Consider the following 13,355-nt stretch of genomic DNA (forward strand, 5'->3'; position numbering starts at 1 on the left):
TCTGCCCACAGACCTAGCCCGCGCCGCCGCCATTGACCAGATAGCAGTTTTCCCCGCCCGCCAATTGCATTAAGGTCGCGCCAAAATGACCGGCAGGCTCGGGGGAGAAAACTTGGCATCATTCGGCAGGCATAGGCCGTCGCGCATGTTTTTGTGCCTTGGCGATTCTGGCAACAGGCCTGCTGGACGCCCCGTGCCGGGGATGCGGCCGTGATTCTGGACCGGTACTTCGCCCGCCGCTTTTTGCAGAGCTTTCTGGTGATTGGGGCCATCTTCCTGACACTGATGATCCTGATCGACCTGATCGAACAGGCCCGTCGGTTCAATGACGCCGACCTGTCATTTGGCCAGGTTCTGCAGCTGACGCTGTTGAACACACCCGCTGCGATAAGCGAGATGCTGCCGCTGTTGATGATCCTGTCGACCATTGCCCTGTTTGTCGGCCTCGCACGCAGCTCGGAGTTGGTGGTGACCCGGGCGATCGGCCGCTCGGGTATCCGCGCGCTGGTGGCACCGGTCCTTCTGGCGCTGATAATCGGATTTCTGGCGGTGGCCCTGCTGAACCCGATTGCGGCGGCCACGTCCGAGCAGTACCGGCATTTCTCGGATCTATACAAAAACGGTGGCAGTTCCGCCCTGTCGATCAGCCGCGACGGGCTTTGGCTGCGTCAGGGCTCACCGCAGGGCCAATCGGTGATTCATGCCCGCGCATCGACCAACGACGCCGAGCTTGAATTGATCGACGTGACCATCATCACGTTTTCGCCCGAAGGTCTTCCGTCCCGTCAGATCATCGCCGACGGCGCTCGCCTCGACGACGGGGTCTGGATCCTGCGTAACACCAAGGAATGGCCCCTGTCCAGCGACACCAACCCCGAGACCCACGCCGTCACGCATGAGACCCTGCGGTTGCCCACTTCGCTGACCCGTCAGCGCATCCTTGAAACCTTGGGCCAACAGGACAGCGTCTCGGTCTATGACCTGCCCCAACTGATCCGCGACCTGCGCGAGGCGGGCTTTTCAACCAAGCAATACGAGGTTTGGCTGCAGGTGCAGCTGGCGCGCCCATTCTTCCTTATTTCGATGGTGTTGATCGGCGCGGCCTTCACCATGCGGCACGTGCGGTTCGGCGGCACCGGCGTCGCCGTGCTGACGGCTGTTCTTCTGGGGTTCGGCGTATATTTCGTGCGCAATTTCGCTCAGATTTTGGGAGAGAACGGCCAATTGCCAATTGTGATTGCGGCCTGGGCACCGCCGTTTGCGGCCATATTGCTGTCGCTCGGCCTTCTGCTGCACGCGGAGGACGGTTGATGCGGCGCCTTCTGCCCCTTCTTTTGTCCAGTGCCGTGTTCTTTTCCGGTCCGGGGCTGGCATTGGCCCAGACCTCGGAGACCAGAACGCCCGCGCCTGACACGGCACAACAACAGGATCAGCCTGCCTTGCTGGTGGCTGACAGGATCTTCATCACCCCGGATCGCAAACTGGTGGCCGAGGGCAATGTCGAAGCCTTTCAGGGCGACGTCAAACTGTCCGCACAGCGCGTGGTGTTCGACCGCGAGTCGGGCGAGCTGACGCTGGAAGGTCCGATCCGGATCGATCAGGGCGGACGCTCGACCGTCCTTGCGGACTCAGCGCAGCTGGATGACGGCATCCAGAACGGGTTGTTGACCGGCGCACGGCTGGTGTTCGACCAGCAGGTGCAGATCGCGTCGGTTCAGGCGACCCGCGCGGCAGGACGATACACGCAGTTCAGCAAGGTCTCGGCCACCTCCTGCCATGTCTGCGCCGACGGTCGGCCGCCCCTCTGGCAGATCCGGGCACGCAAGGTCACGCATGATCAGCTCGAACGGCAGTTGTACTTCGAGGGCGCCCAGTTCCGCATTCTGGATGTGCCGGTTTTCTACTTTCCAACCCTGAGGCTGCCGGACCCGACACTGGACCGGGCAACCGGATTTCTGGTGCCGTCAATCCGCACGACCTCGCAGTTGGGTACCGGCGTCAAGATGCCGTATTTCTTCAAACTGGGCGATCACAGGGATCTGACGCTGACCCCCTACCTGTCGTCCAAGACCGCGACGCTTGGTTATCGTTACCGGCAGGCCTTCAAGAACGGCCGCATCCAGTTCGAAGGGGCCTATACCCGCGACGATGTCCAGCAGGAGCAGGATCGGGGCTATTTCTTTGCAAATGGCTGGTTCAATCTTCCGAACGACTTCCGGCTGACCTTCGACGTCCAGACTGCATCGGACGACTCATACCTGGCGGATTACGGGCTGCCTGACTATGACCGTCTGCGCAGCGAGATCGCGCTTGAGCGCATCAAACGCGACACGGCGTTTCGGACCAGCTTCATTCACTACAAGACCCTGCGCGACAGCGAGGAACAGGATGAGATCCCGTCGCAGGTCTTCGATCTGTTCTACCAGAAACGCTATTTCCCCGCGTCCGCTGTCGGCGGCGAGGTGCGGTTGGGCTTCGTCACCCACACCCACACCCGGACCAGCGACGAGGATATCATCGGGCGCGATGTGGCGCGCGCCACATTCGACGCCCAGTGGCTGCGCAGCTGGACCTTTGCCTCCGGGCTGCGGGCGGATGCGGAACTGGGGGCTTCGGTCGACACGTTCGACATTCGCAACGACAGCGCATACCCCGACCAGATCACCCGGTCGACCCCGCGCGCGGCTTTGACGCTGCGCTACCCGATGACCCGGCGCGAAGCCTCTGGCGCGACCCAGTTTTTGGAGCCGATCGCGCAGTTTGGCTGGACCCATGTTTCGGACACCGATGTGCCCGATGACGAAAGCACCTTCCAGGAATTTGACCAGGGCAACCTGTTGTCCCTGTCGCGCTTTCCGGCCGAGGATCGACGCGAAGACGGCACGACCGCGGTCGTGGGCGTGAACTGGGCGCGGTATGCCCCGGGCGGTTGGCGGGCATTGGCCACGGTCGGCCAGGTCTTCCGCTCGACCGCCGATCCGAACTTCACGGCTACGTCCGGCCTCCAGGGAACTTCGTCCGACCTGCTGCTGGCAGGGCAGATCAAGACGAACAATGGCCTGACGCTGGCCGCACGTGGATTGATGGATGGCGATTTCAGCTTTACCAAGGCTGAATTGCGCGGAACCTGGGCGAACGAGGGGACCCAACTGGGCGGAAGCTATATCTGGCAGAAGCCGGACCCGGCCGAAAACCTTGACATGGAGACATCCGAGATACGGTTGACCGCACGTCAACGACTGGATGAAAACTGGAGAGCCAACGCCCTGGCCCGCTATGATCTGGCAGAATCCGAACCGCTGCGGCTGGGCTTGGGTGTGACGTATGAAAATGAATGTGTGCAGGTTAACATGTCCGTCAGCCGGCGATATACTTCGACATCAAGTATTGAGCCTTCGACGGAATTCGGCTTTACCGTTGCACTGACAGGATACGCCGTTGAAGGCGGGGGCAAGAAGTATAAAAGAAAATGCAGCTGATTTCAGGTTTTTCCAGGTTCTTTCGTTCCCGTTGGCTGACGGCATTTGCGCCCGGCCTCGCGGTCGCCATGCTGGCAGTTGCGCCTCAGCAAGCCCCCGCGCAAAGCTTGTTTTCACCGGCTATCCGCGTGAATCAGGATATCGTCACTTGGTACGAACTGGATCAGCGCCAGCGGTTTCTCGAAATTCTGGGTATCCCGGGCAGCTCGGAGGCCGAAGTCCGCAAGGCGCTGATCGACGAGCGCCTGCGCAAACAGGCCATGCGCGAAGCCGGCATCCAGCCCACACCAGAAGACATTCAGGTTGCGATCGACGAATTCGCTTCGCGTGGTCAGCTGACCCCGGATCAGTTCCTGAAGGCACTGGCCGACGCAGGCATCGACCGGGAAACCGTGCGGGATTACGTATCCAGTCAGCTGGCATGGCGCGACTATGTCAGCGCCCGCTTTATCTCTCAGGCCCGTCCGACGGACGACGAGATTGACCGTGCAATGGGTCAGACCGGCGGTGGCGGTCTCCAGGTTTTGCTGTCCGAAATCATCATCCCCGTGAATGCGCAGACCTTGGCACAGGCCGAGGCGTTGGCCGACGAGATCGCCCGTGTCGAAACCATCGATGCGTTTTCAGCCGCCGCCACGCAGTACTCGGCAGCGCCGACACGCGAAAATGGCGGACGCCTGGACTGGTTGAACGTCACCAACCTGCCTCCGGCGCTGCAACCGGTTATCCTTGGCCTGAAGAATGGCGAGGTCACGGCGCCGCTGAGCCTGCCCAACGCCGTAGCCCTGTTTCAGATGCGCGGCCTGCGAGAAGTGGCCGCCAGCACGCCGCGGTTCTCCAAGATCGACTATGCGGCCTATTACCTGCCTGGCGGACTCAGCCCCGATACGTTGCAAAGAGCCGCTGAACTGAAGGAAACGGTGGATACCTGTGACGACCTGTACGGCATCGCCAAGGGGCAACCGCCTGAGGTACTCGACCGGGTCTCGGCAAGTCCCTCCGAAATCCCGCGCGACATCGCGCTGGAACTCGCAAAGCTGGACCCCAACGAGGTGTCGACCACTCTGACCCGAAACAATGGCCAGACGCTGGTGTTTCTCATGCTGTGCAATCGGACGCGCGATCTGGGTGAGGACACGTCGCGCGAGGACGTGGCCAACGCGCTGACGCAGCAACGCCTGCAGGCATTCGCCAACAGCCTCGTCGAACAACTGCGCGCCGACGCCACCATCATCGAGCAATGACCGCGCCCATCGCGCTCAGCTGCGGAGAACCTTCGGGCATCGGTCCGGAGATCGCCGCCAAGGCTTGGACCGCATTGCGCGACAGCTGCCCATTCTTTTACATCGGCGACGCCGGTCACCTGCCCGACGACATCCCCACGACCGAGATCGTAGACCCGGCCCAAGTGGCTGACATCTGCGCAGAGGCGCTGCCGGTGTTGCCGCTGACCTTTCCGGCCCCGAACCTGCCCGGCCACCCCGATCCAGCCAATGCGCCTTCGGTGATAGACGCCATCGAAACCGGCGTGTCACTGGTGCAATCGGGCGCGGCCTCGGCCCTCTGCACGGCACCGATCCACAAGAAGGCCCTGATCGACGGCGCCGATTTCGCCTATCCTGGCCATACCGAATTTCTGGCGGCGCTGGCAGGCCGTTCCCGCGTGGTGATGATGCTAGCCAGCGAGCAACTCCGCGTGGTACCCGCCACGATCCACATCCCACTGTCACAGGTGCCCTCGCGTCTCACGCCCGACCTGCTGCGCGACACGATCGCAATCACCGCCGACGGCCTGCGCCGCCAATTCGGCATCCCGCATCCTCGCATCGCGGTGGCCGGGCTCAACCCCCATGCCGGCGAGGGTGGCAAGATGGGCCGCGAGGAACTGGACTGGATCGCCCCTCTGCTGGCCGATCTCACCCCCGAGGGCTACACCGTCACCGGCCCGCACCCGGCAGACACGATGTTCCACGCCGCCGCACGCGCCCGCTATGACGCCGCCATCGCCATGTATCACGATCAGGCGCTGATCCCGATCAAGACCCTCGACTTCGACCGTGGCGTGAACGTGACCCTGGGCCTGCCCTTCATCCGCACCTCGCCCGACCATGGCACCGCGCTCGACATCGCCGGACAGGGCATCGCAAACCCCACCAGCCTGATCGAGGCGCTGAAACTCGCCCAACGCATGGCACAAAGCACTTGATCCTTCATCTGGCGCCAAATATCCCCGCCGGAGGCAAAAATTCTCTGGCGCACCGCCTGCCCCTCGCGCCACGGTAACCGGATCATGAGCGCAATCGACACCCTCCCCCCGCTGCGCGAGGTCATCGCCAAGCACCAGCTCTCGGCGCGCAAGTCGCTGGGTCAGAACTTCCTGCTCGATCTCAACCTGACGGCCAAGATCGCCCGGCAGGCCGGCGACCTGAGCCAATGCGACGTGCTGGAGATCGGCCCCGGCCCCGGAGGCCTGACCCGCGGTTTGCTGGCCGAAGGTGCGCGCAAGGTGGTGGCGGTGGAAAAAGATATCCGCTGCATCGCCGCGCTTCAGGAAATCGCCGCTGCCTATCCCGGGCGGCTCGAGGTCATCAATGGCGACGCTCTTGAAATCGATCCGCTTGAACATCTGAACCCGCCCATCCGCGTGGCGGCCAATCTGCCCTACAATGTGGGCACGGAACTGCTGGTGCGCTGGCTGACCCCGCCGGAATGGCCACCCTTCTGGCAGAGCCTGACCCTGATGTTCCAGCGCGAGGTGGCCGAGCGCATCGTGGCGCAGCCCGGCACCAAGGCTTATGGGCGGCTGGCGATCCTGGCCCAGTGGCGGGCCGAGGCGCGCATCGCCATGTCCCTGCCCCCCGGTGCGTTCACGCCGCCGCCCAAGGTCAGCAGCGCCGTGGTCCACCTGACCGCCCTGCCCGAACCCCGCTTTCCGGCCGATGCCGGTATTCTGTCACGTGTCGTGGCCGCTGCGTTCAATCAACGCCGCAAGATGCTGCGCGCGTCGCTCAAGGGGATGGCCCCCGATATCGAGGACCGCCTGAACGCCGCCGGCATCAAGCCCACCGACCGTGCCGAGCAGATATCACTCGAAGCGTTCTGCGCGCTGGCGCGTGAGATACAAAAAACCTGATCCCGAACGAAAACGGCCCCGGACATCTCTGACCGGGGCCTTTGAACTCTGTGCGCAACCGCTATGGCTTATTCGGCAGCCTCTGGTGCATCGCCGCCGCCTTGGGGGGCCTGCTCTTCTACGGCCTTGGGCTTGCGGGCGCGCGGTCTCCGGGCCGGTTTGTCCTTGCGCTCGGCCGCTTCGGCCTTGGCGCCCGTGCTTTCGGGCGTCTCGACAAGCCCGGATTCAGGAGTATCCGAATCGGCGTTCAGATCGACGATGTCCGGCTGCGGAGCCTCGGCCGGGTCCGCCTGGCGTGCGGCTTCACGTTCCTGCCGTTCCGCCCGCTCCCGGTCGCGCTCGGCCTGACGCTCGCGGTTCTGGCGTTCCTGTTCTTCCCGACGCGCTTCCATTTCGCGTTGCGCCTCGCTCAGCAGGCGCAGGTAATGCTCGGCATGTTGCTGAAAGTTTTCGGCAGCGACGCGGTCATTGGCCAGCTGTGCATCGCGCGCCAGCTGGTTGTACTTGTCAATGATCTGCTGCGGCGTGCCGCGCACCTTGCCCTCGGGCCCCGAGCTGTCGAAAACCCGGTTAACGACGTTTCCACCAGAGGGACGATTGCGGTTGTTCTTTGCCCGCGAGCGGGATTTGGAGGATCTCATCTTACTGTACGTCAGCCTTGTCTTGCACTGTCGATCCACCCGTATTCTGCGCTGCTCTGTGGCCTGTGCCGTCACGGGATGTCGACTTTTTTGGGCTTGGCGTCAGGGGTGCGCCGAAGGGGCGTCAACCGCGCTGACTACTCTGAGTAAGCATGTCCTGACGGCGCAGACAAGGGGTTAATACACCAAATGCCGGGTTTTTTACCCCGACCGGCGTAAATCGGCCTCAGAATCCGCGGCTAGCCCGGCATTCTGGCGCCCACCACCCGGTCCCGCCCGTCCAGATCAGGAACGACACGGATATCCGCCAGCCCCGCCGCGTCGAACAACGCGCCGACCGCCTGCGCCTGTGTCGGGCCGATTTCCACCAGAAGCCGTCCGCCGGGCACAAGGTGATCAGGGGCGCCGGCCGCAATCCGGCGATAGGCGTCCAGCCCGTCCGCTTCATCCGTCAAAGCCAGACGCGGCTCGTGCTCGCGCACTTCGGGCGACAGGCCATCCATCTCATCCAGCGCGATATAGGGCGGATTGGAAACGATCAGGTCGAAATGGCCACCAATGTTCTCAAACCAGTCCGAGCGTTGGATTTCCGCCCGATCCTGCACCCCGTGGGCCACCGCATTGGCGCTGGCCTGCAGACAGGCGGCCTCGCTCAGATCGACACCCAGCCCGGTTGCGCTGGTGCGCTCCGCCAGCAAGGTGATCAGGATGCAGCCCGAGCCAACGCCCAGATCCAGCACGCGGTCAAACGGCTGGCTCAGGGCCGCTTCGATCAGCGCTTCGGTTTCGGGTCGCGGGTCCAGCACGTCGCGGCTGACGCGGAAGCGTCGGCCGTAGAATTCGCGCTCGCCCAGCAGATGGGAAACAGGCACCCGGATCGCGCGCAGCGACACCAGTTGCTCATACCGTTCGGCGATCTCGGGCGAGAGCTCTTCGGGCGCGATCAGGGTCACGCGGCTGGCCTCGATCCGGGCGGCATGGGCCAGCAGAACCCGGGCGTCCCGCGCCGGGTCGTCCACGCCTGCGGCCCGCAGGCGCGCGGTGGCGGCCACCATGGCCTGTGCCGCTGTCAGCGCCGCGATCATTGCGCCATCTCCGCCAACAGGCGGGCCTGATCGTCGGCGGTCAGCGCGTCGATCACCTCGTCCAGATCGCCCTGCATGATCTGGTCGAGCTTGTAGAGCGTCAGGTTGATCCGGTGATCGGTCATCCGGCCCTGCGGGAAATTATAGGTACGGATGCGCTCGGAGCGGTCGCCCGACCCCACCTGGCTGGCCCGGTCGGCCGAGCGTTCGCTGTCGATCCGCTGACGTTCGAGGTCATAGAGACGCGTCTTGAGCACCTGCATCGCGATCTCGCGGTTGCGGTGCTGCGACTTCTCGGAACTGGTCACCACGATCCCTGTCGGCAGGTGGGTGATCCGCACGGCCGAGTCGGTGGTGTTCACGTGCTGCCCGCCTGCGCCCGAGCTGCGCATCGTGTCGATGCGAATGTCATTCGGGTCGATCTGGATATCCACGTCCTCGGCCTCGGGCAGAACCGCCACAGTCGCCGCCGAGGTGTGGATGCGCCCGCCGCTCTCGGTTTCGGGTACACGCTGTACGCGGTGCACGCCGGATTCGTATTTCAGCCGGGCAAAGACGTTGTCACCCTTGATATGGGCCACCACTTCTTTGATGCCGCCCAGTTCGGTCTGCTGTTCCTCGATGATCTCGAATTGCCAGCCGCGGGCCTCGGCATAGCGCTGATACATCCGCAGCAGGTCGCCCGCGAACAGCGCCGCCTCGTCGCCGCCGGTGCCTGGGCGGATCTCCAGCATCGCCGGCCGCGCATCGGCCGCGTCCTTGGGCAGCAGCGCCAGTTGCAGCGCATGCTCGGCCTCGGGGATGCGCGCCTTGAGCTGCGGGATCTCCTCCTCGGCCAGCTCTTTCATGTCGGGGTCGTCCAGCATCGCCTCGGCCTCGGCCAGATCGACCCGCAGCTGGCGCCAGGCTGCGATTTGTTCGACCACCGGCTTGAGGTCGGAATATTCCTTGGCCAAAGCCGCGATATCGCCGCCCGAAGCGCCATCGGACATGGCCGCTTCGAGGTACTGGAATCGCTGGGTGATCTGTTCAAGACGTTCTTCGGGGATCATTGGGGCGGTGTCTATCATCCGACGGCTTTGGTCAAGGCCCCGGCTTGTGCTAAGCTATGCCCATGAAACGGATCATTGCCCTGCTGATTGTCTGCGCAACGCCCGGTTTGGCCGATGTCATCGGCCCCGGTGGCAAGGTGCAGGATTGCTATTGCACCGACACGTCCGGCAGCCGCGTCGAACTGGGCGAGATGGTCTGCCTGCAGGTCGATGGCCGCATGTTCATGGCCCAGTGCCAGATGTCGCTGAACGTGCCGATGTGGCGCGAGGTGTCCGAGGGGTGCCTGTCTTCAGGACTGCAGAGCCGCCAGCCAACCGTCGACCCGGGTGCGGTTGACGTCGAAATCCCGTCGGCCAAATCGTAACCGTCCATAGATGCGCAACGTGTCGCCGTCCTGCTGGGCGGTAGTGTAGTCGGGAAAGCCGAACACCCGGCTGCGGGACACATAGGTGATCAGGCCCTCATCCACCGATCCGGCCAGCACCGTCGTACGCGGCGTCGACCGCGCCATCTTGTCCAGCCGCGCGAGGCCGTCCGGCCCGGTCTGCACCGCGCGGATCACGCCTCCGGGCAGGTCACGATCTGCCTCGGCCGCGACTGGCACATGCCAGCGCGCGGGATCGGCCGGTGCCAGCCGCACATAGAGGCCAAGCCCGACAACCGCGGCGACGATCAACCAAAGAACCATGCGTTTCATTCCAATCAGACCTTCCGGCAGAACCCTAGCCGCCCGCCGGTACCTGGCAAGACCTGCCGGCCCCGCTTACCGTGACGTCACACCGGGCAGGATGCACAGCAGCTCGAACAGCAGGTTGGCCGCCGTCAGCGCAGTGTTGCCCGACGGATCATAGGGCGGTGAGACCTCGACGAGGTCGCAGCCCACCACGTTCATGCCCCCAAGCGCGTGGATCAGCTGCAGCGCCTGCGGCGTGGTCAGCCCGCCGATCTCGGGCGTGCCGGTGCCGGGGGCGTAGGCTGGGTCCAGGCTGTCGATGTCGTAGGTGACATAGACCGGGTGTTCGCCGATTTCCTTGCGGATCAACGCTCCGATTTGAGTCAGGTTTTGTTGCCACAACTCCCACGCAGGAAACTGCCGGAACCCCCAGCCCTTGGCCTCGGTGAAATCGCTGGCCGCATAGCCCGAGCCGCGGATACCGACCTGAAAGGTCTTGTCGGGCACGATCAGCCCCTCTTCATACGCGCGGCGGAAGACGGTTCCGTGGGTCTCGCGCTCACCGAACATCTCGTCATTGACGTCGGCATGGGCGTCCACATGGACCAGGGCAACGGGGCCGTGTTTCGCGGCAACGGCCCGCAGAATCGGCAGGGTGATCGAATGATCGCCCCCCATCGCCACCGGGATCACGCCCTGCGCCAGGATCGCGTCATAGCTTTCCTTGATGATCCGAAGGCTGTCGGCCAGCGAGAAGGTGTTGATCGCCAGATCTCCGATATCAGCGATCTGGAGGCTGTCGAAAGGCGCGGCGAAGGTGGCCATGTTGTAGGGCCGGATCATCGCGCTTTCAGCGCGGATCTGCTTGGGGCCGAACCGGGTGCCGGACCGCCATGAGGTTCCGATGTCCATAGGCACGCCCAGCACCGCCACGTCCAGCCCCGCCAGCGTATCGGCCGCGGGCAACCGCATGAAGGTGTTCGGGCCCGAAAACCGCGCCAAATCATTGCCGCTGATGGGTTGGTTGTATTGGCTCATGGCGTGCGCGCCCCTTGTCCCTTTGGTTCACCTGATACCGGCCATAGCAAAACCATGGCTAACCAATGGTTAAAGCCGCCCGTCTTTTGCCAGTTTGGTCCATCCCAGCAGGCAGATAATCTGGGTCGCCACATGCGCCCCCGCAATCGCCGTTGCACCGGACGTATCATACGGCGGAGACACCTCGACCACGTCGCCGCCCTTGATGTTGATCCCGGCGATGTCGCGCAGAATGATCTGCGCCTGGATCGAGCTGAGCCCACCCCAGACCGGCGTGCCGGTTCCGGGGGCAAAGGCCGGGTCCAGCCCGTCGATGTCAAAGCTCAGATAGACCGGGCTGTCGCCCAAAATGCCCTTGATCTTCTGCGCCACGGTGGCGGGGCCGGATTCATAGACCTCGCGCGCATCGATGATGTTGACGCCCAGCGTGTCCTCGTTGGTGGTGCGGATCCCCACCTGAACCGAGCGCTTCGGGTCCACGATTCCCGACTTCACCGCCTTGTAGAACATGGTGCCGTGGTCCACCCGGCTCATGTCGTCATCGGCCCAGGTGTCGGTATGGGCGTCGAACTGCAACAGCGACATCGGGCCGTATTTCTCGGCATAGGCCTTGAGGATCGGAAAGCTGATATAGTGGTCGCCCCCCAGCGTGACCGAGGCCACATCCGCCGCCAGAATGGTGCGGATATGATCGGTCAGCGTGTCGGGAAAGGCCGGGATGTTGGCATAGTCATAGGCCATGTCGCCATAGTCGATGATCGCCAGCTCGCTGAGCGCATCGAAGGGCCAGCCATAAGGCGCATCGGGTGATTGCAGCGCGCTGGCCTCGCGGATCGCGCGCGGGCCCAGACGGGTGCCGGGGCGGTTGGTCACCGCCTGATCGAACGGCACGCCGGTCACCGCGATATCGGCGCCGGTCAGGTCCTTGGTGTACAGCCGCCGCAGAAAGGACGTGGCCCCGCCAAAGGTGTTTTCAAAGCTCAACCCCTTCAGGTCGGGGTTGGTAAAGGCCTCATCGACCTGATTTTTCGCGTCTTCCAATGCCATTTTGGCCCGTTTCCTTCCTGATATCGACCGGACCGTCAGGTCAACGGCTGCGCCTTTTCGACGATGCGCGCAAAGAACGAGGCACCCACCGGTGCGATCTCGTCGTTGAAATTGTACTTGGGGTGGTGCAACCCCGGCCCGTCGCCCTGCCCCAGGAACAGATAGGCGCCCGGACGTTCCTGCAGCATGTACGAGAAGTCTTCGGCCCCCATCTCGCGCCCGGCTTCGGCGATCACCCGATCGGCGCCCGAGACCTCGCGCGCAACCTCGGCGGCGAAACCGGTCTTGTCCGCATCGTTGACCGTGGCCGGATAGCCCACGACATAGTCCAGAGTCGCCGTGACCCCGTAGGATGCCGCCTGCCCCTGCACGATTTCTTCAAGACGAGTCATCACCATCTGCTGCACCGCCGGATCGAAAGTGCGGACGGTGCCGTTCAGATAGGCGGTGTCGGGGATCACATTGTTCACGGTCCCGGTGTGGATCTGGGTGACCGAGATCACCAGATCGTCCAGCGCATAGTGGTTGCGGCTGACGATGGTCTGGATCGCCTGGGCGATTCCGCAGGCGGCCATGACCGGGTCGCGCGTCTCGTGCGGCATGGCACCGTGGCCACCGACGCCCTGAATGTGGATGTCGAACGTATCGACCGCCGCCATGATCGGCCCGGGCGTAGTATAGAACGCGCCCTCGGCAAAGCCCGGCGCGTTGTGCAGGGCATAGACCTGAGCGATGTCGAACCGGTCCATCACACCCTCTTTGACCATGATATCGGCACCACCGCCCTCTTCCTCGGCGGGTTGGAACAGCAACGCCACCCGGCCCCGGAAATTCCGCGTCTCGGCCAGGTACCGCGCCGCGCCCAGCAGCATAGTGGTGTGCCCGTCATGCCCGCAAGCATGCATCATGCCCGGTGTCTTCGAGGCATAGTCCACACCCGTTTCTTCAGCGATCGGCAGCGCATCCATGTCGGCGCGCAGCCCGATCGTGGGGCCATCGCCCTGCCCGGTGATGATCGCCACGATCCCTGTCTGCGCGATCCCTTCGTGCAATTCGTCCACGCCGAATTCACGCAGCCGCTCGGCCACGAAGGCGGCGGTCTCGTGGCAGTCGAACTCCAGTTCCGGGATCGTGTGCAGGTGCTGGCGCCATTCGGCCATGTCGGCGGCGTAATCGGCAATGCGGTTGACGACGGGCATCGGGGGT

13 protein-coding genes are annotated in these 13,355 nt (G+C 63.8%); 6 read left to right on the plus strand and 7 right to left on the minus strand.

All coding sequences use genetic code 11. The annotated features are described in order from the left end of the window. Window positions 1-210: 210 nt before the first annotated feature. The 5 genes from lptG to rsmA all read left to right on the plus strand — a co-directional run bounded on the left by lptG (window position 211) and on the right by rsmA (window position 6,612). Entirely contained in the window at window positions 211-1,311 is a 1,101-nt protein-coding gene (lptG, locus tag ACR0JC_RS03720; RefSeq protein ID WP_170338793.1) for an LPS export ABC transporter permease LptG, read from the plus strand. After that, window positions 1,311-3,479, plus strand: coding sequence for an LPS-assembly protein LptD (locus ACR0JC_RS03725; protein WP_480763256.1), 2,169 nt, complete (start codon window positions 1,311-1,313; stop codon window positions 3,477-3,479). The genes lptG and ACR0JC_RS03725 overlap by 1 nt, the downstream gene beginning before the upstream one ends. Further along, a complete protein-coding gene (locus ACR0JC_RS03730) occupies window positions 3,470-4,723 on the plus strand; it encodes a peptidylprolyl isomerase (protein ID WP_170338789.1) in 1,254 nt (417 codons plus the stop codon). The genes ACR0JC_RS03725 and ACR0JC_RS03730 overlap by 10 nt, the downstream gene beginning before the upstream one ends. Next, a complete protein-coding gene (pdxA, locus tag ACR0JC_RS03735) occupies window positions 4,720-5,685 on the plus strand; it encodes a 4-hydroxythreonine-4-phosphate dehydrogenase PdxA (protein ID WP_170338282.1) in 966 nt (321 codons plus the stop codon). The genes ACR0JC_RS03730 and pdxA overlap by 4 nt, the downstream gene beginning before the upstream one ends. Window positions 5,686-5,769: 84 nt before the next feature. Further along, window positions 5,770-6,612, plus strand: coding sequence for a 16S rRNA (adenine(1518)-N(6)/adenine(1519)-N(6))-dimethyltransferase RsmA (gene rsmA / locus ACR0JC_RS03740; RefSeq protein WP_170338787.1), 843 nt, complete (start codon window positions 5,770-5,772; stop codon window positions 6,610-6,612). Window positions 6,613-6,680: 68 nt separating this feature from the next. Here the strand turns inward: rsmA and ACR0JC_RS03745 are convergent, their stop codons facing one another. The 3 genes from ACR0JC_RS03745 to prfA all read right to left on the minus strand — a co-directional run bounded on the left by ACR0JC_RS03745 (window position 6,681) and on the right by prfA (window position 9,390). Then, window positions 6,681-7,253: a DUF4167 domain-containing protein gene (locus tag ACR0JC_RS03745; protein ID WP_170338785.1), complete on the minus strand. Its 573-nt coding sequence runs from the start codon at window positions 7,251-7,253 to the stop codon at window positions 6,681-6,683. A 239-nt stretch (window positions 7,254-7,492) separates the two neighbouring features. Further along, window positions 7,493-8,338: a peptide chain release factor N(5)-glutamine methyltransferase gene (gene prmC / locus ACR0JC_RS03750; protein ID WP_170437758.1), complete on the minus strand. Its 846-nt coding sequence runs from the start codon at window positions 8,336-8,338 to the stop codon at window positions 7,493-7,495. Further along, window positions 8,335-9,390, minus strand: coding sequence for a peptide chain release factor 1 (gene prfA / locus ACR0JC_RS03755; RefSeq protein WP_170338779.1), 1,056 nt, complete (start codon window positions 9,388-9,390; stop codon window positions 8,335-8,337). Before prfA ends, prmC begins: the two co-directional genes overlap by 4 nt. A gap of 62 nt (window positions 9,391-9,452) precedes the next feature. Here prfA and ACR0JC_RS03760 point away from each other — a divergent pair, with 62 nt between their 5' ends. After that, window positions 9,453-9,755 carry a hypothetical protein gene (locus tag ACR0JC_RS03760; protein WP_170338777.1) on the plus strand — a complete coding sequence of 101 codons (303 nt, stop codon included), beginning with the start codon at window positions 9,453-9,455 and terminating at the stop codon, window positions 9,753-9,755. On the opposite strand, the gene ACR0JC_RS03765 is transcribed toward ACR0JC_RS03760, so the two are convergent. The 4 genes from ACR0JC_RS03765 to ACR0JC_RS03780 all read right to left on the minus strand — a co-directional run bounded on the left by ACR0JC_RS03765 (window position 9,681) and on the right by ACR0JC_RS03780 (window position 13,348). Then, the gene (locus tag ACR0JC_RS03765; RefSeq protein ID WP_170338775.1) at window positions 9,681-10,088 is read right to left on the minus strand and encodes a DUF1499 domain-containing protein; all 408 of its coding nucleotides are present in this window, start codon (window positions 10,086-10,088) and stop codon (window positions 9,681-9,683) included. The genes ACR0JC_RS03760 and ACR0JC_RS03765 overlap by 75 nt on opposite strands. A 66-nt stretch (window positions 10,089-10,154) precedes the next feature. Then, on the minus strand, window positions 10,155-11,102 hold the full coding sequence (speB, locus tag ACR0JC_RS03770; RefSeq protein ID WP_170338270.1) for an agmatinase: 948 nt from the start codon (window positions 11,100-11,102) through the stop codon (window positions 10,155-10,157). Between the two features lie 69 nt (window positions 11,103-11,171). Continuing rightward, complete coding sequence (gene speB / locus ACR0JC_RS03775; protein ID WP_170338772.1) at window positions 11,172-12,149, minus strand: agmatinase; 978 nt, start codon at window positions 12,147-12,149, stop codon at window positions 11,172-11,174. Window positions 12,150-12,184: 35 nt separating this feature from the next. Then, the gene (locus ACR0JC_RS03780) at window positions 12,185-13,348 is read right to left on the minus strand and encodes a M20 aminoacylase family protein (RefSeq protein WP_170338770.1); all 1,164 of its coding nucleotides are present in this window, start codon (window positions 13,346-13,348) and stop codon (window positions 12,185-12,187) included. Between the last annotated feature and the right edge of the window lie 7 nt (window positions 13,349-13,355).

This window comes from Ruegeria sp. CH5 (assembly GCF_056537025.1).

Coding starts and splice junctions, on each gene's coding strand:
- ACR0JC_RS03725 (WP_480763256.1), top strand. CDS start 1,311: ATGCGGCGCCTTCTGCCCCTTCTTTTGTCCAGTGCCGTGTTCTTTTCC.
- ACR0JC_RS03730 (WP_170338789.1), top strand. CDS start 3,470: ATGCAGCTGATTTCAGGTTTTTCCAGGTTCTTTCGTTCCCGTTGGCTG.
- pdxA (WP_170338282.1), top strand. CDS start 4,720: ATGACCGCGCCCATCGCGCTCAGCTGCGGAGAACCTTCGGGCATCGGT.
- rsmA (WP_170338787.1), top strand. CDS start 5,770: ATGAGCGCAATCGACACCCTCCCCCCGCTGCGCGAGGTCATCGCCAAG.
- ACR0JC_RS03745 (WP_170338785.1), bottom strand. CDS start 7,253: ATGAGATCCTCCAAATCCCGCTCGCGGGCAAAGAACAACCGCAATCGT.
- prmC (WP_170437758.1), bottom strand. CDS start 8,338: ATGATCGCGGCGCTGACAGCGGCACAGGCCATGGTGGCCGCCACCGCG.
- prfA (WP_170338779.1), bottom strand. CDS start 9,390: ATGATCCCCGAAGAACGTCTTGAACAGATCACCCAGCGATTCCAGTAC.
- ACR0JC_RS03760 (WP_170338777.1), top strand. CDS start 9,453: ATGAAACGGATCATTGCCCTGCTGATTGTCTGCGCAACGCCCGGTTTG.
- ACR0JC_RS03765 (WP_170338775.1), bottom strand. CDS start 10,088: ATGAAACGCATGGTTCTTTGGTTGATCGTCGCCGCGGTTGTCGGGCTT.
- speB (WP_170338270.1), bottom strand. CDS start 11,102: ATGAGCCAATACAACCAACCCATCAGCGGCAATGATTTGGCGCGGTTT.
- speB (WP_170338772.1), bottom strand. CDS start 12,149: ATGGCATTGGAAGACGCGAAAAATCAGGTCGATGAGGCCTTTACCAAC.
- ACR0JC_RS03780 (WP_170338770.1), bottom strand. CDS start 13,348: ATGCCCGTCGTCAACCGCATTGCCGATTACGCCGCCGACATGGCCGAA.